This is a genomic window from Rhizobium sp. K33, assembly GCF_056501445.1.
Genome location: NZ_CP096478.1, coordinates 2,365,457 through 2,387,488, shown reverse-complemented (window position 1 = coordinate 2,387,488; position 22,032 = coordinate 2,365,457). Strand labels below are relative to the sequence as shown.

Here is a 22,032-nt window from a genome sequence, read left to right as displayed (position 1 = left end):
GCCTCCTCACATCAGTGCCAGAACGCGGGCTGGACCACCGGTGCCCCGCTTGTGTTTCGGTGCGCCGACCAAGATCGTCGCGCCAGTTACCGGCAGCTCTTCGAGGTTGTTCAGGCATTCGATGCCGTAGCGCCCGCCCGGCAGCCAGCTGTTGTGCACGGCAAAGTCGGCCGAATTGCCGGGATCGAGCGAGAGCGTGTCGACACCGATCGCGGCCACGTTCAGGGTTGCCAGGAGGTCGGTTGCCGACTTGCCGAAACCGGGGAAGGCGAACTTGCCTTCGCCGTCGTTGCGGAAGGCGGGTTCACTCACCTTCTTCCCCCAGCCGGAGCGCAGTGCCACGACCGCGCCCTCGGGGATTTCGCCATTGGCGCTGATCCAGGCCTCGACGTCTGCTGCCTCGACGGTCGCATTTGCGTCTTCTTTGGCCCGGTCTGTGATGTCGATGATCGCGAGCGGGGCGACCAGCTGTTGCGGTTCGATCTGGTCGACGCTCTTGCCGTCGGCGCTGAAGTGGAAGGGCGCGTCGATATGGGTGCCCGTGTGTTCGAAGATGGTCAGCTTGTGCAGCTGATAGCCGTTGCCGGCTAATTCCACGGCCCATTCGTACTGGATCCCCGGATTCCCGTCGAAGGTCGGGAAGCTCTCGTCATAGGCATGGGTCAGGTCCACGACCTTGCTTGCGGTCTGCTGCGCCAGAACCGGCTTGGAGACCCCGCCGGCGGCGACGGCCGCGCCGGCAAAGGCCATGCCCTTGAACAGCGAGCGCCGCGACAGCATGTTCTGCTTCACATTCTCAGTCACGCAATGATTGCACATTGTTCTGCCCTCTCCACGGTTGATAACCGGTTGAGAGTAGCCGAAGGACGGCAACGAGCAAGAGCTGCGTCATTGCTGGTCCGGGAGCCCCGTCAGGGGGATTTCCCTAAGCAGATTGCCCCCGTCGATGAAGATACGCCCTCCGGGCCGAAGTGCCGCGCGAATACGTGGAAGTACCAGCCTTCCGCCCTCCGGATGGCGGCCGTCAAGGGCGCCGACGCGGATGGCGACGGCGAGGTCGAAGGGTTCTTCATCTTCAACCAGCATGAAGTGCTCGGCGGCCACCTGACGGAAGGCGATGGCGCTCGGATGGGCGCTCCCCGTCACCTGCGCCGTCGCCGCAGCGATCGCTGACGCCGAGCGGTCAATGCCAAGCACATGGACGTCGCCCTTCATGCGTTCCGCTATCAAACGCGCCAGCACGCCTGGCCCGCAGCCGATTTCCAGGACCCGCATGCCTGCGGTCAGCGGCAGTGCGTCAGCGATCTCGGTCAGCCGTTGCGATGCCTTCACCACCATCGCGTTTCCTCAGTTCCTGATCTCCACCGTGAACCCGAACCGCATCTCTTCTCCCGCCGGCAGCGCCACCGTGTAGGGGCGCTCGACCAGTTCCGCCGTGCCACCGGCATGGGCGGCCATGCCGTGCCAAGGCTCGATGCAGAGGAAGGGGGCGCCGGGCTTTTGCCAGAGCGCGATGTTGGGCAGGTTCTCGAAGGTGAAATGCAGGGAGGGGCCGTCTTCCGCCTGGAAGGTGAGCCCGGTTCCTGCATCTTCCGGGAAGATCAGCGCATCGTTTGCAAAGAGGTCAGACTTCAGCGTCAGCCGCCCCGCCTTGAAGGGGGAGGTGGGCAGCGTCTTGCCGATCAGGCCGCCTTCCAGCTGGATGACGCCGGGTTCTGCGCCATTGTCGAGGATCACCTCGTGTGGCTTGCCGTCCGCACCCGGAAGCGGCCAGAGGAAGGCCGGGTGGAAACCGATGCCGAAGGGCAGCAGCGCTTCTCCGCTGTTCTGCACCGTCGCGTTCACCGAGAGCCTATTGCCGTCGAGCGCGTGTTCCAGCACCAGGCGGAAGTCGAAGGGATAGACTTCACGCGTCTCCGGCGACGAGACGAGTTCGTGGCGGCAGGAGGTTGCCGTCTGCTCGATGACCGCAAACTCCCGCCGGCGGGCAATGCCATGCTGCGCCATCGGGTAGGTCTTGCCGTTCACCGCCAGCCTGTCGTCCGGCGCCTTGCCGACGATCGGAAAGAGGATCGGCGAGCGACCCGTCCACCAGGCGGCGTCGCCATTCCAGAGGAAGTCTCGCCCATCCGCCGTCCTCAGCGATTGCATTTCTGCGCCCAGCGTCGAGACCTCGATGGCAAGCTGATCACTGGCGATACGAATCGTCTCTGGCATGAGCACTCCCTTGGATGGTTCGGCCCATCTTAGAGCCTCCGGCGCGGGAGCGCGACGGGGAAAAGGATGCTCAAGGGCAGGGCCGTCCATGCCAGCTGCGGCCGATCACCCCTTCGCCTTGGCTGCGACAGCCTCTACCGGCAGGCCCGCATCCCGCCAGGCGGAAAAGCCACCTTCGAGATGGCAGACATTCTCAAGGCCCATTTCCAGTGCCGTTTTCGTGGCGAGCGCCGAGCGCCAGCCGCTGGCGCAGAAAAAGAGGAAGAGCTTGTCTTCGGCAAAGACCGGCTTGTGATAGGGGCTTTCCGGATCGATCCAGAATTCGAGCATGCCGCGCGGGCAGGAGAAAGCGTTCGGGATCGTGCCCTCGCGCTCCCGCTCACGGGGATCGCGCAGATCGACGAAAACGACGTTGCTCGCTGCATGCAGACGTCCTGCTTCTGCGCTGTCGACGGCCTCCACCAGAGCGTTCGCCTCGGCCAGCAAGTCCTTGTAACCCTTCTTCACAGCGCTCCTCCGTGCGGATTCCGCAGCCAATCTAGCATGTCGGCTGCTGCTGTCACGGGCCGTTCTAGCCCTGCATTTGACAATCGTATAACTCTGTGGTTATAAGAAATATATAGCCCTGAAGTTATGGATCCTGCATGGACAACGCGACTGACACCCTCTTTGCCGCACTGGCCGATCCAACGCGTCGGGCGCTTTTCGAGCGGCTCTGCCGCGACGGCAGTCAGACTGTCGGCGGTCTCACCGCCGGGGCCGGGGTGTCGCAGCCCGCCGTTTCAAAACATCTCGCTGTGCTGAAGCGCGCGGGCCTCGTCGAGGATCGGGTGAGCGGACGCCAGAGCCATTACAGCGTGCGCCGTCAGGCGCTCGATCCGCTCGTTGCCTGGGCGCGGCAGATGGAAGCTTTCTGGCCGATGCGTTTCGATGCGCTCGATGATCTCCTGAACAGGATGGACCAATGACCGACCTCAAGACAGACAGCCTCTCCGTCGTCGTCGAGCGCGAGTTTCGCCATGCGCCGGAAAAAATCTGGCGGGCGCTGACCCAGCCAGAGCTGATCGCCGAGTGGCTGATGGACAATGCGTTCGCGCCCGATATCGGGCACCGCTTCACGCTCAGCGCCGACTGGGGAGCGGTCGAATGCGAGGTGCAGGTGGTGGAACCGGCCCGGCGGCTTGCCTATAGCTGGGATGCGGGGCCGCTGAGGAGCCTTGTCACCTGGACCCTGACACCGAGCGGTGCGGGCACGCTGCTTCGCATGGAGCAGACCGGCTTCCGCCGCGACCAGCCGCAATATTACGGCGGCGCAAAGATGGGGTGGCCGCGCTACTTCGACAGCCTTGAAGCGGTGCTGGATCGCGCCGTCTGAAGCCTTTCACCACCCGCTCTCACCGTTGTTGTTTCAAGAGAGGATTGCGCATGTCCATCAGCCACCGCATACGCCAATGGCATCGCGGGCTATCGCTCGCCTTCACGCTGGCCGTCGTCGCCAATCTGATCGCGATGATGATTCCTGGCTCGCCGCAATGGATCGGCTTCGTTGCGCTCGTGCCGCTTCTGCCGCTGTTGGGCACCGGCATCTATCTCTTCCTCTTGCCCTACCGCCGGACGGCAAGCACTGCGAAAGACGCTTTGTCCCATTGAGCCGGCTGGGTCGATGACCTAGCTTCAAACCATGGACGCCAAAGCTGACACCGCAGGGCCGATCATCCTTTTCGATGCCGAATGCATCTTGTGTTCGGCCAATGCGCAATTCGTGCTGACCCACGACAGGAAGAAGCGCTTCCGCCTCGCCGCCATGCAAGGGGAGGTGGGCTCCGGCCTCTATCGCCGTTTCGGTATCGATCCCACCAATCCAGACAGCATCATCGTCGTGGATGGGGACAAGATGCTGCGTGACAGCGATGCGGTGCTTGCCATCTATGCCGGCCTCGGCTGGCCATGGAGAGCGCTTGCCGTCTTTCGCCTCGTTCCGCGCTTCATCCGTGATCCGCTCTATCTCTTCGTCGCGCGCAATCGCTACCGGATCTTCGGCAGGCGCGAGAGTTGCTGGCTGCCGTCAGCGAAGTTTCATGACCGGCTGCTGTAGATCCTTAGAAGATCCAGGAAACTTTCCCTGTCCACTGTCGTTGAGGGCTGCATGAAACATGCGATCGTCACAGGTGGCGCCGGCCTTATCGGCGCAGAACTTTGCACAGCCCTCCAGATGGCCGATTACGAAGTCGCTTCCTTCGATCTCAAGGACGCACCGGCCGGTATCCGGTCCGTGCTCTGCGATGTCTCCGACGAGGCGGCCGTCGCGGCGGCCTTTGCCGAGCTGGGCTGGGATAGCCTAGACCTGCTCGTCAACAATTCCGGCATTGCAGATCCGCATCGCGGGCCGATCGCCGATCTCTCCCTCGACGACTGGCGCAAGGTCACCGACAGTCACCTGACCGCGGCCTTCCTGATGACGCGCGCTTGCGTGCCGCTGATGGGCGAGGGTGCCTCGATCGTCAACATGCTCTCCACCCGCGCTTTCATGTCGGAGAAGAACTCGGAAGCCTATGCGGCTTCCAAGGGCGGCTTGTTCGGCCTGACCCATGCGCTCGCCGTCAGTCTCGGCCCGAAGATCCGGGTGAACGGCATTGCGCCGGGCTGGATCACCAAGGACGAGGATCTCAGGGCCGAGGATCACGACCAGCATCCGGTCGGTCGGGTCGGGCGGCCAAGCGATGTGGCCAAGGCTGTGCTCTATCTCGCGGAGGCCGGTTTCATGACCGGCCAGGTGCTGACGCTCGACGGCGGCATGACGCGCAAGATGATCTATGCGGAGTGAAGGCTTCTCGACGGCTGCGTTGCGTTTCAAGCGCTGACGAGGCCCTCCTGGCGAGTTCAGTATGGCCCCGGCCGACTGGCCGCACGGAAAGCAAGGATACCGTGCGGCTGTCATGGTTTACGCCGCGAGTTGCTCTCGCATCAGGTCGCTATAGGCCGATACCAGACGGTCGACATGCAGTTCGGCCTCCTGCGGGCCGAAGCTCAGATGGCTGACGATGAAGTCTGAATAGATCGCAACGGGCCGATTGAGCAGTCGTGGCATATCGACGGCCAGAGCCTTTTCGTCGCCCAGACGTCTGAAACCGAAGTGCTTGAGGTCCTGGCCGAGCCAGGAGATGAAGTTGATGGACACGCGTTCCTTCACCTCGATGAACGGCTGGTGCAGGGGCAGACGCTTGTCCGGGGTCTGCAGGAAGTAGTCGTGCAGCGCGTTGGCCCGCTTTCCGCTTTCCCACAGGCTGCCGTTCAGGCCGCCGGGCGGCATTTCGAAATGGCCGACTTCGATCGGAAGCGAGCCCGAGCGCTGCTGCCAATGGGCGCAAACGCCATTGTTGACGACATTGGCGGAGACAAGGAAGGGCGTGGGATTGTCGCGGCGGAAATTGATGAAATCACCCAGCCGATCGAGCTTCATGTAGACGATATCGTCGTCGCATTTCAGGAAGATGGCGTCCGAGAACCGGTTCGCATGTTTCGAGTAATAGGCATAGGTGTGGTGGTAGGGGTATTTCTCGTTCCTCGGTCCGATGTAACGGCGGACCTTGTCGTTCACGTTGAGGATTTCGAGGTCCGCACCCCAGCCGCCGCGGACCATGACGTCGGCGCCGCTTGAGACATCCACATCGGCGATCGGGCCGATCTTCATTCCATTGGCGGTCAGCACCGGATGGCCGTTGCGATCGATCGACATCACGACCGAGTTCGGCAGGCTCGGGGACAGAATGCCGGGGGTGGAGAAGTCTGCCATGCGCGGGACATGGTCACGAGCGAAGGTCGCGAGCTCGACGCGCGGCATCTTGCGCACGGCGCTCAACTGGTTGTCCCAGCCTCCGATGACGAATTCGTAGAAGTTATCGGGATCGTTCTTCGGAAGAAGCGCGAGATGGAGATCGGCAGCGATGCCGGCATCCATCCGGAATGGCGCCATGGGCGTCACCTGGCCGGCGCTCACATAGGGCGTGTCAGGGTGCATGAATCGCGCGGGGCCAAAGTTCTCGCTGACCCAGACCCGATCCTCTTCGGAACGGGTGAAATCCCAGACATGCCATTCATCGATGATCCCGGCAGCCAGAGCCGCCTGGACATAGTTCGTGAGGATTTCCATCCGGTTGCGTCGGCCTGCGAAGGTAATCAGGATAATTGGCGCCATGAGTGTTCCACCAGTTGAGCTGAACACTCCTTGCAGCCCAACATTGAGCGAAGCTTTCCGAGACCTTGCCTAGGCCAGAGCACATCGAGGTGAGCCAAATACAGATGCGGGTGAGTTCCGTGGCCTCGATTATTCTCCGACAAAAAAAGGCGGCCTCGCGGGGGCCGCCTTTCGTTTTCTCAGATGATGGCGCGCTTATTCGGCAGTCACGGTCTTGCCGGCTTCCCACTTGTAGACGGCGAAGCTCTGCGAGGTCAGGTCGCCGCTTTCGCCATAGGTCAGCTTGCCGATGGCGGTCGGGATTTCCGAGCCGTCCTTCAGGGCTGCGGCAACAGCTTCGGCGTCTTCGGCGCTCTCGGCCTTGGCAATGCCGGCCGCGATGACTTCGACCGCGGCATAGGCGTTCAGGGTGAACGCCTCGGCCGGGATGTTCTTGGCTTCAAGGGCAGCCACGGCGGCCTTGCTGTCTTCGTTCTTCAGAGCGTCGGCAGCATTGGTGAAGATCGTGCCTTCGGCTGCCTCGCCACCGATGGTGACGAATTCGTTGTTCGACAGGCCGTCGCCGGCGATCAGCTGTGCCTTCAGGCCGGCATCCTGCATCTGGCGCACAAGGAGGCCCGCTTCCGGATGGTAGCCGCCGAAATAGATGACCTCGACGCCTTCCGCCTTCAGACGGGTGATGAGCGCGCCGAAATCCTTTTCGCCAGCGGTCAGCGAATCCTTGAAGACTTCGGTGACGCCACCGGCGTTCAGCGCGGCCTGGAAGGCATCTGCCAGACCCTTGCCGTACTGGCCCTTGTCGTCGAGGATGGCGATCTTCTTGTCCTTGTAGGCGCCCAGCACATATTGTGCCGCTACATCGGCCTGCTGGTCGTCGCGGCCGCAGGTGCGCAGCACGGTGGTGAGGCCACGGGCGGTGAGATCGGGAGCGGTTGCGGTCGGGGTGACCATCAGCACGCCGTTTTCGGCGAGAACGCTGGAAGCCGGCACGGCGACGCCCGAGGTGACCGGACCGACGACGAAGCGAACGCCTTCACCCACCAGCTGGTTTGCAGCCGAAACGCCCTGCTTCGGCTCGCCGGCGTCGTCGGCGATCTGCAGCGTCAGCTGTTCGCCGTTCACGCCACCCTTCTTGTTGATTTCCTCGACGGCGGTTTCTGCGCCGTTCTTGATCTGCGCGCCAACGGCTGCCAGCGGGCCGGTGAGCGGCGCCATCAGGCCGAGCACGATCTCGGCGCGGGCGGCGGGGGCGATGGCGATCAGCGCGGCAAGGGCCGCGCTTGCGAAGAGTTGAAATTTCATGTCCTGCTCCTTGGGTCGGCGCGACCGATCTCTGTCGGTTTGGGCGCCATTCGGGTTCTTTTGTTGCTCCCCACGATCGCTTTAGACAAAAACGAACGGCAGCAAAAGACCGGAAGCTCAGCTGCGCCTTCACGCCACAGCTTTCTCGAAGCAGATGAGACGATGAGGCTCAGACGGTGAGGACGCGTCCGCCGGAGGTCTGGTCGTCCGCCTCGAAGCCGGCTTTCGCCGCGGCGGCGTCCTGCTCGCGGCGGAGCGCCAGTTCCGCCATGGCGATCTGCTGCAGTTCGAAGAGATCGTTGCTGATCTGGGCGCGGCGGGCGGCAAGCCTTGCCTCATCGGCGCGGGCGGCCGATCGCGCTTCCGGTTCCGGAGCGGCTTTGTCCCGTGAGGCTTCGAGAGACGCGTTGTTACCGAACATGCGCTTGAAGAGGTCGACCACGGATATCCTCCCGGGACCTGACCCGGACAGATCGCCTCAGACGTGATGTCGGAAGCGGAAACGGCCGGGGGCTGCCAAAGTCGTCGGCCGTGTCCCGCGCGGTCATCTGCGCCGGGATCGATCGTGCGATTCTTCAGAAGATACGGGAGGGAAGGCCGGCGGACAAGCGCAGCCACGGCGCGTGGTCAGCCTCGCGCAAGCTAGCGAGGCGGTCTCGTCTTTCCGGGGCAAGCAGAAGTCCGCCGGGCGCCGCCATCCGTAGATGAAGGCGGCAGACAGCTTAGTCCCGCTCGCGGACCGTCGGATGTGGTCTGCTGCCGACCAATTACCTGGAGTTTGCATGGCAGAGACCGCAATAGCCTTGACCCGTGATGCCGCCTTGCGTCGCCTCGACGACTTTCTGCCGGATGCGGCAGGTGCCTATGCCCGGTTGCGCAACAAGGAGAACGGGCCGGGCCGCCATGTGCATGTCTCCCGGCTCTCGGCCGCTCTGCGCCGACGACTGGTCAGCGAGGAAGAGGTGGTCCGTGCCGTGGTCGCGCGGCACGGTCTCTCCAAGGCGGAAAAATTCGTGAGCGAAGTCTTCTGGCGCACCTACTGGAAAGGCTGGCTCGAGCAACGCCCGTCGATCTGGGACGGCTACGTCCAGGCGGTTGAACGGGCTTCTTCCCAGCTGGAGGCTTCGGCCCAACTTGGCCAGCGCTATACGGCGGCGATGGAGGCCCGGACGGGAATCGACTGTTTCGACGCCTGGGCGCTGGAACTCACGCAGACCGGCTATCTGCACAATTGGGCCCGCATGCAGTTTGCCTCGATCTGGATCTTCACGCTCGGCCTGCCATGGGAGCTCGGGGCCGCCTTCATGTTCGACCATCTGATCGATGCCGATCCGGCCTCGAACACTCTGTCCTGGCGCTGGGTGGCGGGGCTTCACACCGCCGGCAAGGCCTATCTCGCCGATGGCGAGCGGATCCGGGCGATGAACGAGGGGCGCTTTGCCCCGCGGGACCTCGCGCGCACGGCCCGCATTCCGGCCGATAGCCTCGTTGTGCCCCAGCCCGCAGCCGTTCGTCAGGCACATCAGGTGAACCCTTCGGTCGCGACGCTGCTCCTCCTGACCGTGGAAGACCTCTCGGTCGAGCAGCTGGCGCCGATGCGTTCACTTCCCGTCCAGGCGCTCGCCGTCCTCGAAGGGCGCAACGCCTGGGACCAAACCGCGTTGTCAGACGGCCTTGCCCGTGCCGCGCAGGTCTGGCCGGAGGCGGCATTGGTCGGCAATGTCTCTCCTGCCGACATTGCCGAGACAGCGAACGCGCACGGCTGCAGCCAGATCGCCACCGCGTTTCTCCCGGCCGGACCGGTTGCTGCCTCGATTGCGCCGCAGCGAGCAGCCTTTGCCGAACACGGGCTTCGGTTCGCGGAATTGCTGCGTGACTGGGATCGCAGAAGCTGGCCCCATTGCCGGAAGGGCTTCTTTGCGCTCAAGGAGAAGATCCCGGCGCTTGTGCAAGAGACGGTGACGCCATGAGCGAGAGGGATCGTTTTCGTCCGGTGCCTCAGGGGCGCCTCAGCCGTCTTGCAGCCTTGGGCCAGATTGCCGGTGGCGTCGCCTCGGGCATAGTCGCCGAAGGATTGGGACGACTGGCGCGGGGCGAGAGGCCGCATCTGCGAGACCTCTTGCTGACGCCCTCGAACGCGATCAAGGCGGCCGACCAGTTGTCGCGTATGCGCGGTGCCGCGATGAAGCTCGGCCAGATGATTTCGCTCGAGCCGGGCGAGTTTCTGCCGCCCGAATTGCAGGCGATCTTCTCGCAACTGAGGGCTTCCGCGCATTTCATGCCGCCGGGCCAGCTGACCGCCTGCCTCTCCGATGCCTGGGGTCCCGACTGGCGCCGCCATTTCGACCGCTTCGACATGGTGCCGATTGCGGCGGCGTCGATCGGCCAGGTGCACCGGGCGGTGCTGACATCAGGGCAAGCCATCGCGGTCAAAGTGCAGTATCCGGGTGTCGTCAGAAGCATCGATTCCGACATCGACAATGTTGCGGCCTTCCTGCGCCTCTCCGGCCTTCTGCCCGCCGGCCTCGACATCACACCGCATCTGGCGGAAGCGAAGAGGCAGTTGCGCGAGGAGGCGGACTACCTGCGCGAGGCCGAGGAGATGCGCCGCTTCGGCAGGCTGCTGGCCGACGACACGCGTTTCATTGTGCCGTCGCCAGTGGATACACTGTTGCGGCCGACGGTCTTGCCGATGGATTTCGTCGAAGGCGTTCCGCTCGAGCGGCTTGCTGCGGCTTCGCAGGCGAAGCGCGACGCTGCGGTCACGGCGATCTCCGATCTCGCCTTGGGTGAACTCTTCGTCTTTGCCCACATGCAGACGGATCCGAACTTCGCCAACTATCTCTGGCGGCCCGACGATGGCCGGATTGTGCTTCTTGATTTCGGCGCCGTTCGCCCGGTCGCGCCTGAGAGCGCCGACGACTATCGCCGGCTTCTCAGGGCGAGCCTCACAGGACGGGTCGAGGATGTGCGTGGCGCGCTGATCGAGATGCAGTATCTCTCCCGCGCGCAGGTCGACCGCCATGGGCGCTTGCTCGACGAGATGATCTCGATCGTCGTCGATCTGGTCCAGAACGCGCCGGACGGTCTGATCGATTTCGGTGACCACAGTCCCATCGCGAGGGTCCGCGAACGTGCCCTGCCGGTGTTTGCCGATCGGGCGCTCTGGGCTCTGCCGTCTCCCGACAAGATGTTCCTGCAGCGCAAGATCACAGGACTTGCGTTTCTCGCTCTGAAGCTGCGGGTGCGGCTGCCGCTCGCCGACATGCTGCGGGATTACGCCTGAGCGACAAAAAAAAGCGGCCACGCGGGCCGCTTTTCCTGAGATCGAGACGAAGCTCAGATGTTGTTCATCAGCACCTTGCGCAGCTTGTCGAAGAGTTCGTCGATCTGCTCGTGGGTGATGATCAGCGGCGGCGAGAGCGCGATGATGTCGCCGGTCGTCCGGATCAGAAGCCCGTCGTTATAGGCGTTGAGGAAGGCGTTGAAGGCGCGCTTCGTCGGTTCGCCGTCGATCGGCTTCAGCTCGATTGCACCGATCAAGCCGAGATTTCGGATGTCGATGACGTTCGGGCAGTCGCGCAGCGAATGCAGCTTCTCTTCCCAGTAGGGCGCGATCTCGGCCGCCCGCGTCAGAAGGTTCTCGTCGCGGTAAGTGTCGAGCGTGCCCAGTGCGGCAGCAGACGCGATCGGGTTGCCGGAATAGGTGTAGCCGTGGAAGAACTCGATCATATGATCGGGGCCGGTCATGAAGGCGTCGTGGATTTCGGCCGTCACGAAGACCGCACCCATCGGGATGACGCCATTGGTCAGTCCCTTGGCGGTGACCATGATGTCGGGCTTCACGTCGAAATACTGCGAGGCGAAGGGCGCGCCGAGGCGGCCGAAACCGGTGATGACTTCGTCGAAGATCAACAGGATGCCGTGCTTCGTGCAGATCTCGCGCAGGCGCTGCAGGTAGCCCTTCGGCGGGATCAGCACGCCGGTCGAGCCCGAAACCGGTTCCACGATGACGGCTGCGATGGTCGAGGCGTCGTGCAGGGTGACGATGCGCTCCAACTCGTCGGCGAGATCGCCGCCATGCTCCGGCATGCCCTTGGTGAAGGCGTTCTTGGCCGGCTGGTGGGTGTGCGGCAGGTGATCGACGCCGGTCAAAAGCGTGCCGAACATCTTGCGGTTGGAGACGATGCCGCCGACGGAGATGCCGCCGAAATTGACGCCGTGATAGCCGCGCTCGCGGCCGATCAGGCGGGTACGGGAGCCCTGTCCCTTCACGCGCTGATAGGCAAGCGCCACCTTGAGCGCCGTTTCCACCGATTCCGAACCGGAATTGGTGTAGAGCACATGCGCCATGTTGTCGGGCGCGATGTCGATCAGGCGGTTGGCCAGTTCGAAGGCCTTGGGATGGCCGAGCTGGAAGGCCGGCGCATAGTCGAGCTCGCCGGCCTGCTCGCGGATCGCTTCGGTGATGAGCGGGCGGCAGTGGCCGGCATTCACACACCAGAGGCCGGCGGTGCCGTCGAGCACCTGGCGGCCGTCATGAGTGGTGTAATGCATGTCCTTGGCGCCGACGAAGAGGCGCGGCTCCTTCTTGTACTGGCGGTTCGCTGTGAACGGCATCCAGAAGGCGCGCAGGTCGTTCGGCGTTGAATTCAGGCGGTTAGACATCGTGTTCTCCATGGCCTTTGGTTGCGGGCGGCCATTGTCCCTGATGTCGGCTGCGAGGGCCGATATCCGTTGATTGCGCCGTCACGTTAGCAGGGCGCGAAGCACGGTCAAGCCATGCGCCCGGCCGCATCAACAAAGGTCATGGATCACTGAATTTAGGTGATGGAAAAGCCCTGCAGCGCGTAAGGGCAGACGGGCAGCTGACACCCGGTGGCCGGGCACGAAAAAGCCCCGATCGCCAATGCGACCGGGGCTTTAGAAACATCAGCTCGCCAGAGGGTTCACCCGCTCGCGCGAGTGCTGCGCCGATCCCTCCCATCCTTGATCAGCGCTGCGCTGGCAGCGCTGTCATCAGGCGGCAGTCTTGCTCGCTGCCGGGGTGCAGTAGATGCTTTCCAGAGTGGAGAGGATCTTGATCACCGACTCGGATGTCGAGGAATAGTAGATGGTCTGAGCATCGCGACGGGTCTTCACGAGCTTCTGTGCGCGCAGCTTGGACAGGTGCTGCGAAAGGGCCGACTGGCTGAGGCCAACCTGGGTCGCCAGAACACCGACCGGAACCTCGCCCTCGACGAGGCTGCAGAGGATCATCAGACGCTTCGGGTTTGCCATGGCGGACAACAAACCGGCTGCGACAGTCGATTGTTCGGACAATGCTTTCGTTTTCATCTCAGTTCAACTTTCCTTGGTCGAGTGCCCTTGGGGGGAGCGGCAGTCGTTGAAAAATCCATGACTTAACTGGAGGCCAAACCTTAGCAGCACCACCAAAATTGTATATGCCTAAATTTAAGGTACTGCGTATACTGATTTAGGTAACTCTAATAGCAGATGTTCTACTGTTGTGATGGGCGTCACAAATTCGTGCCGGATCAGCAAGTCCTTGAAAACAATATCCAATCCGTGAGAATCAATGGCCGCGATGCGCCAATCTCCGTCCGGGGCGCCATTCAATCCGGTGGCAAGGCGGGTGGCGAGATCGGGATGACGACCCCCCAAATCTCGCAGTAGGGCCTCCTCGGTCTGGAACAAATCATCGTCTATTTTCGGTATAAAAAAGTCGGCGCTGCTCAAATGGTAGGCACGGCCGAATCCGCCGTTCAGGCTCGCGCGTTCGGGCCTCAAGCGGAAGAAACGGAAGTCGGGAAAGTCGATATAGAGCTGTGCCTTCGGGTGGCGGGCGAGGAAGCGGGCGCGCAGCCTTTGATGGCTGTCGCTGTCCCGATCGACGCTTTCGGCCGTGCATTGCAGCGTCAGCCGTGGATGCGCGAGCGGATCGCCCTTGCCGGGCTCGCCCGTCAGGAGTGAAGCGCGCGGATCGGCGAGCAGCGCCGTCGTGTGGGCCGAGAGATTGGAGACGAGGATCACGGCTGCGCCGTCACTGTCCATGCCGAGCAGCACGCGGCTGACGAAGGGGAAGCCCGTTTCCGGATCAAGCACCCCGATGGCAGCGAAGCGTGCCCCGCGCAAGAGAATGCGCGCCTGTCGGCGCGCATCGTCGTCGGTGTCGCGAATCACCTGGGGCTTGTCGTTCATCTCTGTCTCCCGCATGCAGCCTTCAAGCGATGCGGGGCAGGGCCGGTTCAGGCCTTCCGGCGGTGCTTCGTCAGTCCGCTCACCACATCCTGAGCATCGATCGTGCCGATGACGACGCCGTTGTCAACGACGCCGATCGTCCCGGGCTGACGCGAGAGGGCATCGAGCACGTCGACCAGCGGCGTGGTCGGCCCGGTCGTGCCGGTCACCTGGCCCTGCTCGCCGCTGACGCCGTTGCGCATGACGTCCGAGGCCGTCAGCATGTTGATCGGGTTCATGTTCTGCACGAAGTCCGCGACATACTGGTTGGTCGGGTTCTGGACAATCTCCTGCGGCGTGCCGCACTGGATGATGTGGCCGCCTTCCATGATGGCAATGCGGTTGCCGATGCGGAAGGCCTCATCGAGGTCGTGGCTGACGAAGAGAATGGTCTTCTTCAGGCGCGCCTGGAATTCGAGGAGCTCGTCCTGCAAGCGGGTGCGGATCAGCGGGTCGAGCGCCGAGAAGGGCTCATCCATCAGCAGGATCGGTGCGCCGGTGGCAAAGGCGCGGGCAAGGCCCACGCGCTGCTGCATGCCGCCCGAAAGCTCGTTCACCTTGCGGTCTGCCCATTGCGACAGGTTGACGAGTTCCAGCTGCGTGGCGACCCGGTCCTTTCGCTCGGCTTCCGAAACGCCCGCCAGTTCAAGGCCGAAACCGACATTCTCGGCCACCGTCCGCCAGGGCAGAAGGCCGAACTGCTGGAAGACCATGGACACGGTGTGCGTGCGCAGATCGCGCAGCTTCTGTGCCGAGGCCTTGTAGGGCTCGACATAGCCGTTTTCGGTGCGCACGCGGACATTGCCGCGCACGACGGGAGCGAGCGCGTTGACGGCGCGAAGAAGCGTCGACTTGCCCGAGCCTGACAGACCCATCAGGACGAGGATCTCGCCTTCCTTGACGGTGAGCGAAGCATGGGCGACGCCGAGAACCAGGCCGGTCTCGGCCCCGATCTGGTCGCGGGTCTTGCCCTGGTCGACCATTTCCAGGGCGCGTTCAGGGTTGTCGCCAAAGACGATGTCGACATTCTCGAAGATCACTGCGTCGGTCATGCGTCTTCTCCAGGCATGCGGAAGATCCGGTCCAGGATGATGGCGAGGATGACGATGCAGAGGCCTGCCTCGAAACCCCGGGCGATGTTGACGGTGTTCAGCGCGCGCACAACCGGAACCCCAAGACCGCTCGCGCCGACCAGTGCTGCGATGACGACCATCGACAGGGACAGCATGATGGTCTGGGTGAGGCCGGCCATGATCTGCGGCATGGCAAAGGGCAGCTCGACCTTGCGCAGCACCTGCATGGGTGTCGCGCCGAAGGCGACGGCAGCCTCGACCAGCGAGGGCGGCGTGGAGATGATCCCGAGACGCGTGAGCCGGATCGGCGCGGCGATGGCGAAGATCACGGTCGCGATCAGGCCGGGGACCATGCCGAGGCCGAAGAGAATGAGCGCCGGAATGAGATAGACGAAGGTCGGGATCGTCTGCATCAGGTCGAGCACCGGCCGGACGGCGGCGTAAAGCCAGGGGCGCCGGGCGCAGGCGATGCCGATCGGCACGCCGATGACCATACAGACGCAGGTCGCGGCCAGCACGAGTGCCAGCGTCTCCATCGTTTCTTCCCAGTAGCCCTGGTTATAGATCAGCAGCAGGCCGAGAAAGGTGAAGGCGGTGACACCCAGCGAGCGGCGCATGACCCAGGCGACCACCGAGAACAGCAGGATCATGAAAAGCGGATAGAAGCTTTCAGCCGGGGTGTTGTCGAGAAAAGGTGCCTGCAAGACGAAGAGCAGGGCGTCGATCGACGCGCTCAAGATGTTCGCAATGAAGTCGAAGACAAAATCGACGTTATCGGTCAGCCAGTCGACGACACTCTTCGACCAGGGCCCGATGGGCAGTTTGTTGTCTGTCAGAAATTCCATGTTCGTCCCCGATTGGCCACAGGTTCAATGCCTGGGAGGCCGCGCGGCCGGATCCCCCTTCCGGTCGCGCGGTTCCACGATCGATGGACAGGGCTCAGAGGCCCAGTGCCGTCTTCACCGCTGCAAGGCCTTCGCCACCGTCCTTGGTGGTGACGCCGGCAAGCCAGGGCTCGATCGCCGTCGGGTTGGCCTTCAGCCAGTCGGAAGCAGCCGCTTCGGCGTCCTGGCCGTCGTTCAGGATCTTGCCCATGATCTCGTTCTCCATCTGGAGCGAGAACTTGAGGTTGGTGACGAACTTGCCGACATTCGGGCACTCGGTGGTGTAGCCGGCGCGGGTGTTGGTGTAGATCGTCGCGCCGCCGAAGTTCGGGCCGAAGACGTCATCGCCGCCCGACAGATAGGTCAGCTTGAAGTTGGCATTCATCGGATGCGGTTCCCAGCCGAGGAAGACAACTGGCGTGCCATCCTTTTCGGCGCGGGCGACCTGGGCCAGCATGCCCTGTTCGGAGGATTCAACGACTTCGAAGTCGCCGAGTTCGAACTTGTTGCCGTCGATCATGTCGAGGATCAGGCGGTTGCCGTCATTGCCCGGCTCGATGCCGTAGATCTTGCCGTCCAGCGCGTCCTTGTTCTTGGCGATGTCGGCGAAGTCCTTGATGCCGAGCTCGGCGCCCTTGGCATTGGTTGCGAGCGTGTATTTCGCGCCTTCGAGGTTCGGTCCGAAGATTTCGACCGACTTGTCTTCGCGATACGGCGCGATGTCGGCTTCCATGGTCGGCATCCAGTTGCCGAGGAAGACGTCGATGTCCTTGTTCTTCAGCGACGAATAGGTGACCGGCACGGAAAGAACTGTGGTCGTCGGCTCATAGCCCAGCGCCTTCAGGATGACGGAGGCAGTGGCGGTGGTCGCAGTGATGTCGGTCCAGCCGACATCCGAGAAGCGCACGGTGGAGCAGCTCTCGGCTTCCTGTGCAGCAAGTGGCGTCGCCATGACGGCGAAGAGCGAAACGGCGGCCACGAGGGTGCGGCGATGGGTGGAAAGATACGGCATTGTCAGGCTCCCGGTTTTTTTATTGATGGTTCCCAAGTCAACATTCAATACCGGAGAAATGCAAGGATGCCCGCGCGTTTGCGTCGCTCGACCGGCGCTGTTTGCGACCTTCATCCCCTTTGAGCCGGGAAATGTGGCGCTGCAAAAAAAAGTTCGGGATCTTGATGGGCGTCAAAGCGCCGCCTTGAGTCTCGTGCCAACAGGTGATGCGATGGTTGCAGCGCTTCGGCGCCCATTGTTTGGAGATAGGAGTTTCGATGAAGACGTCTTCCCTGATCGTGCTGCTTGCCTTGGCCGCAGCGCCGCTTCCCGCATTCGCCGACGGTGATCCCGTTGCCGGTGCCAAGGCCTTCAAAGCCTGCCAGGCCTGTCACATCGCGACCGAAGCGAAGAACAAGGTTGGCCCGCATCTGCAGGGCGTTGTCGGGCGCCCGGTCGCGTCGATTGCCGACTACAAGTATTCGCCTGCGATGACGGAATTCGGGGCTGGCAAGGTCTGGGACGAAGCGCTTCTGTCGGAGTATCTGAAGGCGCCGAAGGCGGTCGTGAAGGGCACCAAGATGGCCTATGCCGGCGTCAAGAAGGACGAGGATCTGGCCAATATCATCGCCTATCTCAAGGATCCCGCCGCCGGCGGCCAGTGATTCCTCTCAACCCCTGAATGCGTTTTGGAATGCGACAGCTGTTTCGCGGCTGTCGCATTTCTCTGCTAGCGCCTCTTGTGTGGGGGCTTCGACCATCCATATCGATGAGGGGCGTTCTGTCCTGTGCGCTGCGGTACTTTCCCGCGCCCGGAAACGCGCTATGGTGGCATCACACGAATCCGGCGCGCCGCCGGAGTGGCGACAGGGAGAGAATATGGCGACTTTGCAATCCTTCGACAGCGAGATCGAGAAAACGCGCAAGATCGTCTCCGAAATGCGCGGCAAGATCGAACAGTCCGGCGTGGTTCTGGATACGCTCGCCAAGAGCGATTCCAAGCTGACGGGGCAGGAATTCGACATCGAGAACGCGCGGATCGAAGACGTCCTGAAGCAGCAGAAGGTGATGGAATCGAACATCGCCGACCTGATCATCGGGCTCGAAGACGCAACCAATGTGTTCGGTGCCGAGTTCGAAAGCATGAAGAGCTTTTCCGGCATGGAGAAGTTCGTCGGCATCTTCTCCAAGCAGAAGGCGCAGCGCATGCGCACCGAGCGCGTGCGCAACATGTCGCTTGCCGGCAATCTGCAGGAGCTGCTCGCGAAGTCCGACAGCATCGTCGGCATCCTGAAGGAACAGAAGAAGGTTCTCGAAGAGCGTTACAAGACCTCCGAGGCAAGCCTCGTGCAGGTCATCGAGCGCCGCAAGCAGACGATTGCCAATCTCGAAGAGACCCAGAAGAAGATCGAGACGCTGAACCCGGCGCTGCTCGACATCGAAAACAAGATCGCTGCCTCCACCGACACCTCGGAGCGCACGGCGCTGGAAGCCGAGCGTTCGAAGCTTGCGACCGACTACAATCAGGCCCAGGCGCGCGAACAGGAGCTGCTGGCCGAGAGCCAGACGCTGGAACGCTACACCTCGATGTTCCAGACCTTCGTGGACAGCCTGAACAACCAGATCGCCGCGCAAAACACGCTGATCAACAAGCTGACGATCGACACCGAACAGCGCATCGTTCTTTACAAGGCGCTCGAGGACTCGTTGAAAACGGCCGCCCAGCAGGATGTGGCGCACCGGATCAACACACTCGGCAGCCAGGTCGATACGGCGGCGGAGGAAACCATGGCCGGCATCGGTGCGGCCGCCCAGCGGCATATCGGCGATCTCTTGGAGCTGCATGAGAAGAACATGCTCTCGACGCAGGATATCCAGCGCCGCAAGAAGCTCGCCGACGAGGCTTTCGCCCGGCGCTTCCAGGCGGTTCTCGACAAGCATGACGCTGCCAACTACGTGAAGCCCTGATCATGCGGAAATGTGGGCGCGGCCATCTGGCCGCGTGCCGCTTCCCGGGTGCGCAGATTGTCTAAGCGGGGGAGGGGCATGAACGTCGTCGATCGCAACAGTGCCGTGTCGCACTACTTTGCTACCATGGCTGCGGCACTTGCCGGTCTTGAACAGTTCTTCGGGCAGACCGATCGCCGCTTTGGCGAGAAGGGCCCGCCGACGCTGCATATGCTGCCCTATCTGGACCGGCTGCGGAATTCCTTCACCTCCTGGCAGAACCGGATCGGCTTCACGGGCCAGTTCAAGATCGCCCAGGCGGAAAGCGGCTTTCCGATCTTCCAGAACGTTCTGGAACTGGAAAACGACCGGGCGGGGGCGGCGACGCGGCTCTCGACCATTCCTGATGTCGACAAGCTGCGCGAGGAGATGGTCGATTTCATCCTGCGGCAGAAGGATTTCCCCTCAGCGCTACAGCAGCAGATCGCCGAACGGCTTTATCTCGAACAGGTGGGCGCCGGCGAGATCTTCTCGCCTTTCGTCCTGCCGACGACCGTTGCCGTCAGCGTCAATCCGCAGTCGCGCCGTCCATCCTATCTCGTCAGCTGGGCGGCGTTCGACGGCGTCAGCACGCTGCCGATGATCTATCTGGCGACGGTCGAGGATTCCTCCGAAAACGTCACGAAGATCCTCGTGACCGAGGACGGCAGGCTGAACGAGGAGGTAGAGATCCCGCTTCCGGTCGGCGGTCTGCTCAATCCGGAGCTTGCCCGCAGCTTCGATGATTTCTGCGCGAAGAATTCCGACTATTCCCTGACGCCGGCAACGATCGCGACCAATATGGACCGCGATTTCCCGAACCTTCATCCGAAGTCGGTGCGGCGCGTCGTGCTCGGCCCGCTCTACTCGACGGGGCTCACCGAGAATTCTGGTCGGGTGACCGAGATCCTCGATCGTGTGCGCAAGCCTGAGAATGCCTGGGTGATGACTTGGACGGTGCAGGAGGTCTTCTCCAAGCGCGAGCAGCCGGCGGTGAAGGGCTTTTTTTCCTCGACCCCGGCGTCCCAGGAATTCCATATCGAGACGCATGATCTGGAAGCCGCGCGCATGGGTGTCTCGACCTACGAGAAACACGCGCTGGTGCCGCATGACGCCTATCAGGCGCTCTATGCGGCGAACGAGGTCCAGGCGATCTTCGGCAATTTCAAAGTGCATGTGATTTCAGGACATCAGATTGTGAGTGAGGTCTGAGCATGAGCGAATTGACGGCGGGACTGACCACACTTCGCGAAGACGATATCGCCAAACATCTCGCGGTCGCCCAGGGGCTGGTGACGCGGGTCGTGGTGCTTGACCAAGGCGAGGGCGCCTCTGGCGCCCCGATCGCCGGCACGGGGCGGCGCTTCGTCTCGACGGTCTCGACAGCTTCAGTCCGCCGCACGCGCGAGATCGAGCTTGCCAAGACCATCCAGTCGACCGGCACTGCCGATCCGCTGCTGACACCGGCCCAGCACACCGTGCTCTATCGTGTCCGGCGTGGCGCGCAGGTGGCGCTTGCGATATCGGATGTTTTTGCCCGGCAGAGCGAGCTCGAGCCGCTGCAGGCCCGCAATATCAGCGCGCCGTTGCAGGGCGAGGACGCCGCCCGCTTCAAGGCGCTACTTGCCTCCCAGGCCTATGTCGCGGCCTTTGCCTTTGCTGCCTATCTCAAGTCCACCGTGGCGGGAGAGGGCGAGCAGCTCGACGGTATCCGCGAGCCCGACTTCCTCTTCGATACGGCCCAGGATGCCTTGAAGAGCATGGTCGTCGGTATCGATACCGCCGTGCAGGGGGCGGGTGACGATGCGACGCTGATCGGGCGTGTGCGTGGTCTCGCCGATCTCGCGCTCGACGGGCTTCTCTCCCGCAAGGCGCGCTTCGAACATCTCGGCGTCTTCGAAAACGCCCATATCCGCGTCGACCAGGACGATTTCACGCTCGATGGTTTCGATGGCGTGCCGGGCGCGAAGTCGAAGCCGCTCACGATGACCTTCAAGAAGCCGGAAGAGATCATCGGCAACCACATCGCCAAGTACCAGGCGCTGAAGCTCGCCAAGATGCTGATGGCCTATGACTTCGACCGTCAGATGAACCCCTTCGTCGAGCTCGGCGGCTTCCTTTTCACCTTCATCGGCGATGGCATGCCGGGCACGGGTAAGACGATCCTGATCCAGATGCTGGCAGGGTTGCTCAACGACTACTGCAAGATGGCGGGTTATGCCTTCCACTACGAGAATTTCGGCGTCGACCAGATCTCGTCCTATCAGGGGAAGTCGGGCCAGAACTGCAAAGCCTTCGTCAACAACGTGCTCAACCCGCGCGTCATCGGCTTCGGCACGATCGACGACATCGATCAGGTCACCGCCAAGCGCTCCGACGACCGGGCCTCGGCCGGCCAGCACGAGGTGACCGCCGTCTTGATGGAAAGCTTTGCCGGCGCCTCGACCGTGGTGCGGGGCAATGCCACATTCGGCATGTTCTCCAATTACCCCGAGAATGTCGACGATGCGCTGCGCCAGCGCGCCGGTGCCCGTTGGCTGGTCGATGGGCCGCAGACGCGCGAGGACTATATCGACATCTTCTCGCTGCTCGTCGGCAAGAACCATCAGATCCCGCTCGGCGACCACCAGCTGTTTGCCGGTCAGGAAATCCAGAAGGCCGTCAGCCGCTCCTATGGCGAGCATGACCGCCCCAAGGAAGACGGGCTTGTGGCCGTCTGGGAACGCTTCGAGAAGAGCGAGGGTAGAATCGAGACGCTCGCCGATGTCGGCGCCTATCTGCATGCGATCAAGCTCGCCGAACCGCGCTTCACCGGCCGCGCCATCAAGAACATCACCGATGCGATCAAGATGCGGGCGATGGATGTCGAGCTGCCCGACGCCTGGTTCGAAAGCCCCGAGGCTTTCGTCCACAAGAGCTATGACGAGAAGAAGGCGATGATCGCCGAACTCCGCGGCCCCGTGACCATGGAGATGATCCTGCAGGAGATCAACCGCTACGCTGACAGCGAATTCCGCTATGCCGACAAGTCTGATGATGCAGCGGTCAGCGAGATCATTCGAAGGGAGCGGCAGCGCGAGCGCGCAATCGGGGAGATCGAGAAGATGAAGGGGGAGGGGAGATGGTAAGTGAGCGCCTCGCTTG

24 protein-coding genes are annotated in these 22,032 nt (G+C 62.7%); 11 read left to right on the top strand and 13 right to left on the bottom strand.

Annotated features, from left to right (window positions below; genetic code table 11):
• Nucleotides 1–6: 6 nt before the first annotated feature.
• The 4 genes from M1E12_RS11770 to M1E12_RS11755 all read right to left on the bottom strand — a co-directional run bounded on the left by M1E12_RS11770 (nt 7) and on the right by M1E12_RS11755 (nt 2,724).
• A complete protein-coding gene (locus M1E12_RS11770; protein WP_479561911.1) occupies nt 7–819 on the bottom strand; it encodes a cyclase family protein in 813 nt (270 codons plus the stop codon).
• A 69-nt stretch (nt 820–888) separates the two neighbouring features.
• Nucleotides 889–1,338: an SAM-dependent methyltransferase gene (locus M1E12_RS11765; protein WP_479561910.1), complete on the bottom strand. Its 450-nt coding sequence runs from the start codon at nt 1,336–1,338 to the stop codon at nt 889–891.
• A 9-nt stretch (nt 1,339–1,347) separates the two neighbouring features.
• The gene (locus M1E12_RS11760; RefSeq protein ID WP_479561909.1) at nt 1,348–2,217 is read right to left on the bottom strand and encodes an aldose 1-epimerase family protein; all 870 of its coding nucleotides are present in this window, start codon (nt 2,215–2,217) and stop codon (nt 1,348–1,350) included.
• A gap of 105 nt (nt 2,218–2,322) precedes the next feature.
• A complete protein-coding gene (locus M1E12_RS11755) occupies nt 2,323–2,724 on the bottom strand; it encodes a rhodanese-like domain-containing protein (RefSeq protein ID WP_479561908.1) in 402 nt (133 codons plus the stop codon).
• Between the two features lie 137 nt (nt 2,725–2,861).
• Between M1E12_RS11755 and M1E12_RS11750 the strand changes: the two genes are divergently transcribed.
• From M1E12_RS11750 to M1E12_RS11730, 5 genes are read left to right on the top strand one after another with little or no spacing between them, the layout of a single operon-like run.
• Nucleotides 2,862–3,185 carry an ArsR/SmtB family transcription factor gene (locus M1E12_RS11750; protein ID WP_479561907.1) on the top strand — a complete coding sequence of 108 codons (324 nt, stop codon included), beginning with the start codon at nt 2,862–2,864 and terminating at the stop codon, nt 3,183–3,185.
• The gene (locus tag M1E12_RS11745) at nt 3,182–3,592 is read left to right on the top strand and encodes an SRPBCC family protein (RefSeq protein WP_479561906.1); all 411 of its coding nucleotides are present in this window, start codon (nt 3,182–3,184) and stop codon (nt 3,590–3,592) included. The genes M1E12_RS11750 and M1E12_RS11745 overlap by 4 nt, the downstream gene beginning before the upstream one ends.
• Nucleotides 3,593–3,642: 50 nt before the next feature.
• Nucleotides 3,643–3,867: a hypothetical protein gene (locus M1E12_RS11740; protein WP_479561905.1), complete on the top strand. Its 225-nt coding sequence runs from the start codon at nt 3,643–3,645 to the stop codon at nt 3,865–3,867.
• Nucleotides 3,868–3,898: 31 nt separating this feature from the next.
• Complete coding sequence (locus M1E12_RS11735) at nt 3,899–4,312, top strand: thiol-disulfide oxidoreductase DCC family protein (RefSeq protein WP_479561904.1); 414 nt, start codon at nt 3,899–3,901, stop codon at nt 4,310–4,312.
• 51 nt (nt 4,313–4,363) lie between these two features.
• Entirely contained in the window at nt 4,364–5,041 is a 678-nt protein-coding gene (locus M1E12_RS11730; RefSeq protein ID WP_479561903.1) for an SDR family NAD(P)-dependent oxidoreductase, read from the top strand.
• A 117-nt stretch (nt 5,042–5,158) separates the two neighbouring features.
• On the opposite strand, the gene M1E12_RS11725 is transcribed toward M1E12_RS11730, so the two are convergent.
• The 3 genes from M1E12_RS11725 to M1E12_RS11715 all read right to left on the bottom strand — a co-directional run bounded on the left by M1E12_RS11725 (nt 5,159) and on the right by M1E12_RS11715 (nt 8,156).
• Nucleotides 5,159–6,412, bottom strand: a complete 1,254-nt coding sequence (locus tag M1E12_RS11725) for a DUF6250 domain-containing protein (RefSeq protein ID WP_479561902.1) — start codon at nt 6,410–6,412, stop codon at nt 5,159–5,161.
• Nucleotides 6,413–6,607: 195 nt separating this feature from the next.
• On the bottom strand, nt 6,608–7,714 hold the full coding sequence (locus tag M1E12_RS11720; RefSeq protein WP_479561901.1) for a branched-chain amino acid ABC transporter substrate-binding protein: 1,107 nt from the start codon (nt 7,712–7,714) through the stop codon (nt 6,608–6,610).
• 169 nt (nt 7,715–7,883) lie between these two features.
• The gene (locus tag M1E12_RS11715; RefSeq protein ID WP_479561900.1) at nt 7,884–8,156 is read right to left on the bottom strand and encodes a hypothetical protein; all 273 of its coding nucleotides are present in this window, start codon (nt 8,154–8,156) and stop codon (nt 7,884–7,886) included.
• A 340-nt stretch (nt 8,157–8,496) separates the two neighbouring features.
• On the opposite strand from M1E12_RS11715, the gene M1E12_RS11710 reads away from it, so the two are divergent.
• Nucleotides 8,497–9,684: an FAD-binding domain-containing protein gene (locus tag M1E12_RS11710; protein WP_479561899.1), complete on the top strand. Its 1,188-nt coding sequence runs from the start codon at nt 8,497–8,499 to the stop codon at nt 9,682–9,684.
• Nucleotides 9,681–11,000 carry an ABC1 kinase family protein gene (locus M1E12_RS11705; protein ID WP_479561898.1) on the top strand — a complete coding sequence of 440 codons (1,320 nt, stop codon included), beginning with the start codon at nt 9,681–9,683 and terminating at the stop codon, nt 10,998–11,000. Before M1E12_RS11710 ends, M1E12_RS11705 begins: the two co-directional genes overlap by 4 nt.
• A 53-nt stretch (nt 11,001–11,053) precedes the next feature.
• Here M1E12_RS11705 and aptA read toward each other — a convergent pair whose 3' ends face one another.
• The 6 genes from aptA to M1E12_RS11675 all read right to left on the bottom strand — a co-directional run bounded on the left by aptA (nt 11,054) and on the right by M1E12_RS11675 (nt 16,923).
• Entirely contained in the window at nt 11,054–12,382 is a 1,329-nt protein-coding gene (aptA, locus tag M1E12_RS11700) for an omega-aminotransferase AptA (RefSeq protein WP_113458649.1), read from the bottom strand.
• A 351-nt stretch (nt 12,383–12,733) separates the two neighbouring features.
• The gene (locus M1E12_RS11695; protein WP_113458648.1) at nt 12,734–13,051 is read right to left on the bottom strand and encodes an ArsR/SmtB family transcription factor; all 318 of its coding nucleotides are present in this window, start codon (nt 13,049–13,051) and stop codon (nt 12,734–12,736) included.
• A gap of 117 nt (nt 13,052–13,168) precedes the next feature.
• Nucleotides 13,169–13,915: a HugZ family pyridoxamine 5'-phosphate oxidase gene (locus M1E12_RS11690; protein WP_136541230.1), complete on the bottom strand. Its 747-nt coding sequence runs from the start codon at nt 13,913–13,915 to the stop codon at nt 13,169–13,171.
• Nucleotides 13,916–13,962: 47 nt separating this feature from the next.
• The gene (gene choV / locus M1E12_RS11685) at nt 13,963–15,006 is read right to left on the bottom strand and encodes a choline ABC transporter ATP-binding protein (protein ID WP_113458646.1); all 1,044 of its coding nucleotides are present in this window, start codon (nt 15,004–15,006) and stop codon (nt 13,963–13,965) included.
• On the bottom strand, nt 15,003–15,872 hold the full coding sequence (gene choW / locus M1E12_RS11680) for a choline ABC transporter permease subunit (RefSeq protein WP_479561897.1): 870 nt from the start codon (nt 15,870–15,872) through the stop codon (nt 15,003–15,005). Before choW ends, choV begins: the two co-directional genes overlap by 4 nt.
• 94 nt (nt 15,873–15,966) lie before the next feature.
• Nucleotides 15,967–16,923, bottom strand: coding sequence for a choline ABC transporter substrate-binding protein (locus tag M1E12_RS11675; protein ID WP_136541224.1), 957 nt, complete (start codon nt 16,921–16,923; stop codon nt 15,967–15,969).
• Nucleotides 16,924–17,180: 257 nt separating this feature from the next.
• On the opposite strand from M1E12_RS11675, the gene M1E12_RS11670 reads away from it, so the two are divergent.
• The 4 genes from M1E12_RS11670 (at nt 17,181) to M1E12_RS11655 (ending at nt 22,016) form a co-directional block, all read left to right on the top strand.
• Complete coding sequence (locus tag M1E12_RS11670; RefSeq protein ID WP_136541223.1) at nt 17,181–17,567, top strand: c-type cytochrome; 387 nt, start codon at nt 17,181–17,183, stop codon at nt 17,565–17,567.
• A gap of 214 nt (nt 17,568–17,781) precedes the next feature.
• The gene (locus M1E12_RS11665) at nt 17,782–18,870 is read left to right on the top strand and encodes a hypothetical protein (protein WP_479561896.1); all 1,089 of its coding nucleotides are present in this window, start codon (nt 17,782–17,784) and stop codon (nt 18,868–18,870) included.
• A gap of 78 nt (nt 18,871–18,948) precedes the next feature.
• Nucleotides 18,949–20,100: a hypothetical protein gene (locus M1E12_RS11660; RefSeq protein ID WP_479561895.1), complete on the top strand. Its 1,152-nt coding sequence runs from the start codon at nt 18,949–18,951 to the stop codon at nt 20,098–20,100.
• 2 nt (nt 20,101–20,102) lie between these two features.
• Nucleotides 20,103–22,016 carry an AAA family ATPase gene (locus M1E12_RS11655; RefSeq protein WP_479561894.1) on the top strand — a complete coding sequence of 638 codons (1,914 nt, stop codon included), beginning with the start codon at nt 20,103–20,105 and terminating at the stop codon, nt 22,014–22,016.
• The last annotated feature ends 16 nt before the right edge of the window (nt 22,017–22,032 follow it).

Excerpts from the sequence above, each read along its gene's own strand:
- M1E12_RS11770 (WP_479561911.1), bottom strand. The coding sequence starts at position 819 with ATGTGCAATCATTGCGTGACTGAGAATGTGAAGCAGAACATGCTGTCG.
- M1E12_RS11765 (WP_479561910.1), bottom strand. The coding sequence starts at position 1,338 with ATGGTGGTGAAGGCATCGCAACGGCTGACCGAGATCGCTGACGCACTG.
- M1E12_RS11760 (WP_479561909.1), bottom strand. The coding sequence starts at position 2,217 with ATGCCAGAGACGATTCGTATCGCCAGTGATCAGCTTGCCATCGAGGTC.
- M1E12_RS11750 (WP_479561907.1), top strand. The coding sequence starts at position 2,862 with ATGGACAACGCGACTGACACCCTCTTTGCCGCACTGGCCGATCCAACG.
- M1E12_RS11745 (WP_479561906.1), top strand. The coding sequence starts at position 3,182 with ATGACCGACCTCAAGACAGACAGCCTCTCCGTCGTCGTCGAGCGCGAG.
- M1E12_RS11740 (WP_479561905.1), top strand. The coding sequence starts at position 3,643 with ATGTCCATCAGCCACCGCATACGCCAATGGCATCGCGGGCTATCGCTC.
- M1E12_RS11735 (WP_479561904.1), top strand. The coding sequence starts at position 3,899 with ATGGACGCCAAAGCTGACACCGCAGGGCCGATCATCCTTTTCGATGCC.
- M1E12_RS11730 (WP_479561903.1), top strand. The coding sequence starts at position 4,364 with ATGAAACATGCGATCGTCACAGGTGGCGCCGGCCTTATCGGCGCAGAA.
- M1E12_RS11725 (WP_479561902.1), bottom strand. The coding sequence starts at position 6,412 with ATGGCGCCAATTATCCTGATTACCTTCGCAGGCCGACGCAACCGGATG.
- M1E12_RS11720 (WP_479561901.1), bottom strand. The coding sequence starts at position 7,714 with ATGAAATTTCAACTCTTCGCAAGCGCGGCCCTTGCCGCGCTGATCGCC.
- M1E12_RS11710 (WP_479561899.1), top strand. The coding sequence starts at position 8,497 with ATGGCAGAGACCGCAATAGCCTTGACCCGTGATGCCGCCTTGCGTCGC.
- M1E12_RS11705 (WP_479561898.1), top strand. The coding sequence starts at position 9,681 with ATGAGCGAGAGGGATCGTTTTCGTCCGGTGCCTCAGGGGCGCCTCAGC.
- aptA (WP_113458649.1), bottom strand. The coding sequence starts at position 12,382 with ATGTCTAACCGCCTGAATTCAACGCCGAACGACCTGCGCGCCTTCTGG.
- M1E12_RS11695 (WP_113458648.1), bottom strand. The coding sequence starts at position 13,051 with ATGAAAACGAAAGCATTGTCCGAACAATCGACTGTCGCAGCCGGTTTG.
- M1E12_RS11690 (WP_136541230.1), bottom strand. The coding sequence starts at position 13,915 with ATGAACGACAAGCCCCAGGTGATTCGCGACACCGACGACGATGCGCGC.
- choV (WP_113458646.1), bottom strand. The coding sequence starts at position 15,006 with ATGACCGACGCAGTGATCTTCGAGAATGTCGACATCGTCTTTGGCGAC.
- choW (WP_479561897.1), bottom strand. The coding sequence starts at position 15,872 with ATGGAATTTCTGACAGACAACAAACTGCCCATCGGGCCCTGGTCGAAG.
- M1E12_RS11675 (WP_136541224.1), bottom strand. The coding sequence starts at position 16,923 with ATGCCGTATCTTTCCACCCATCGCCGCACCCTCGTGGCCGCCGTTTCG.
- M1E12_RS11670 (WP_136541223.1), top strand. The coding sequence starts at position 17,181 with ATGAAGACGTCTTCCCTGATCGTGCTGCTTGCCTTGGCCGCAGCGCCG.
- M1E12_RS11665 (WP_479561896.1), top strand. The coding sequence starts at position 17,782 with ATGGCGACTTTGCAATCCTTCGACAGCGAGATCGAGAAAACGCGCAAG.
- M1E12_RS11660 (WP_479561895.1), top strand. The coding sequence starts at position 18,949 with ATGAACGTCGTCGATCGCAACAGTGCCGTGTCGCACTACTTTGCTACC.
- M1E12_RS11655 (WP_479561894.1), top strand. The coding sequence starts at position 20,103 with ATGAGCGAATTGACGGCGGGACTGACCACACTTCGCGAAGACGATATC.